This is a genomic window from Arsukibacterium sp. MJ3 (assembly GCF_000987765.1).
Taxonomy (GTDB): Bacteria; Pseudomonadota; Gammaproteobacteria; order Enterobacterales; family Alteromonadaceae; genus Alishewanella.
The window spans coordinates 1-1784 of the sequence record NZ_LAHP01000057.1 but is presented as its reverse complement, the minus strand read 5'-3'; the positions used below and the strand labels follow the sequence as shown (position 1 = coordinate 1784).

The window sequence follows — 1784 nt, the reverse complement described above, 5'->3', positions numbered from 1 at the left end:
AACCGGCCGCTGGACAGCAAGAGACCCCATCGGCTTTGCGGGTGGTGATACCAACCTGTATGGCTATGTGTTGGGCGACCCGGTTAATTTTATTGATCCGGATGGGTTGTTTGCTTTACCAGTTATCCCGCAAAGTGTAGTAAATGCGGTAACAGGGTTTGGTGATGCCATATCGTTTGGCTTAACAGATGTTATACGCGATGCCATGGGCACTAATAGTGGTGTAGATAAGTGTTCGTCGGCCTATGCTGGTGGGGCTTTTGTCGCGAATTTTGTTGATCTAAGGCGTGGTGCTGTAAGTGGGGCCAGAGCGCTTACAAAGAGTGCAAGGACTCCCGTCGGTCGATCTGGACAGAAAAATAACTTCCCTAATCCGAACGCTCCGAAACCCAGAAACGCCCCAGAATCTATTAATGGCCGAGATTACAGTGGCCATGCTATTGATAGGATGCAAGAGAGAGGTTTCACCCCATCAGTAATTGAAAACGCGTTACAAAATGGTGCTCGGACTGTGGGCAATAAACCTAATACATCGTTGTTTACTGATACGGTTAACAAATTTAGAGTTGTGACGAATTCTGAAACCGGAAACGTTATAACCGTAATTCCAGGGCTTTAGTGATGTCATCAAATATTGATTCAGATTTTTATACGCTCGTTCGAGAGGCTCTTCATAAAAAATGGGATCCAATTGGAGTGTGTGCTTATTCAGAAGAAATGGGTGAGTATGATGGATATTTACCTAATCTTTGTAGGATCTTAAAAGAAGATGGTTCTGAAGATCAGGTCTTCAATTTCTTGTGGACTGCTGAAACAGACTCTATGGGGTTAAGTGGTGACGTACAGGCTACTCGTGAATTTAGTAGATGGCTTGTTAGCTTAAAGCGCTAGATTGAGTTGTTTTTGTTTAAGCAAGCTTACCAGCAAAAGCGCGTTTGGCGTTGTGCTTAAGAATCAGACTTTCCAGTCAGTTTTAAGGACATCCAACATGAAATTAAAAGAGTTTAGTCTTTGGGGCTTTAAGTTAGAACTGGATGACTCTCGTAAGTTTACTTTATTCAATAGGTGTGTTTGCGCGCATTTTGAGACATTTTCAACCGATAGATACCGACGGGATTTATCGAGTTGTAATAAAACTGAGTGAACATGACGATAGAACGGGTACTACTGAATCAAGTAGTTCCGTATTGAAATTTTATAGAGTTTTTAATTTTGAGGTTTTTAATTCTCTTGATGAAGTGTCCAAGAAAAATATTTTACTGGATGAGTTGTATGAATCTTTGATTGCTCTTTGTGATTTATATGGTTGGCCAAAAGAGAATTTCAAATCGGCATATGAGGGAGTTATTAACGATAGATTTTTGAATTCTTAAAGCATAAAGGGGAAGGCTAGTAGGAATAAGAAGCTCAATGCTGAGTTGGTTTGTAACCATGGCTCATCGTCTTTTGATTGCTTTGTTAAAGTAACTGACAATTTTGGTAAGGAAGTGCTTGTAAAGCATTTATTTTCAGAGGAGCCAGACGAGTTTTTGTTTAATGGGCGCATTGGTGATTTAAAGTGGCTATCAAATCAAACATTGGTATACAGGAATAAAGACAAAACGGAAGTTGAACGATTTGAATTCGGAAATGGGCTGTGAGAGTGGCATGATAAGCCTACCCGCGTTGCTGCAGGCGACCAACTAGCGCAAAGCGGCAATGCGGTTTATGCCTATGACGCCAATGGCCGTTTAAGCCAGAAAACCGTAACGGAAGGCGGCGAAACAGCGGCCACGCAATACCAA

3 protein-coding genes are annotated in these 1784 nt (G+C 41.8%); all 3 read left to right on the top strand.

Annotated elements, in window-relative coordinates:
- A partial coding sequence (locus VT06_RS18515) for an RHS repeat-associated core domain-containing protein (protein WP_200898011.1) occupies window positions 1-619 on the top strand: 619 nt, incomplete at its 5' end.
- A gap of 2 nt (window positions 620-621) precedes the next feature.
- Window positions 622-891 (top strand): hypothetical protein, encoded by a 270-nt coding sequence (locus tag VT06_RS16640; RefSeq protein WP_046555452.1) that lies wholly within the window; start codon window positions 622-624, stop codon window positions 889-891.
- Window positions 892-1034: 143 nt separating this feature from the next.
- A complete protein-coding gene (locus VT06_RS16635) occupies window positions 1035-1373 on the top strand; it encodes a hypothetical protein (RefSeq protein ID WP_046555451.1) in 339 nt (112 codons plus the stop codon).
- Window positions 1374-1784 lie beyond the last annotated feature (411 nt).

Bases quoted from the DNA above. Each gene is read 5' to 3' on its own strand.
- VT06_RS16640 (WP_046555452.1), top strand. From the start codon at position 622: ATGTCATCAAATATTGATTCAGATTTTTATACGCTCGTTCGAGAGGCT.
- VT06_RS16635 (WP_046555451.1), top strand. From the start codon at position 1,035: ATGACTCTCGTAAGTTTACTTTATTCAATAGGTGTGTTTGCGCGCATT.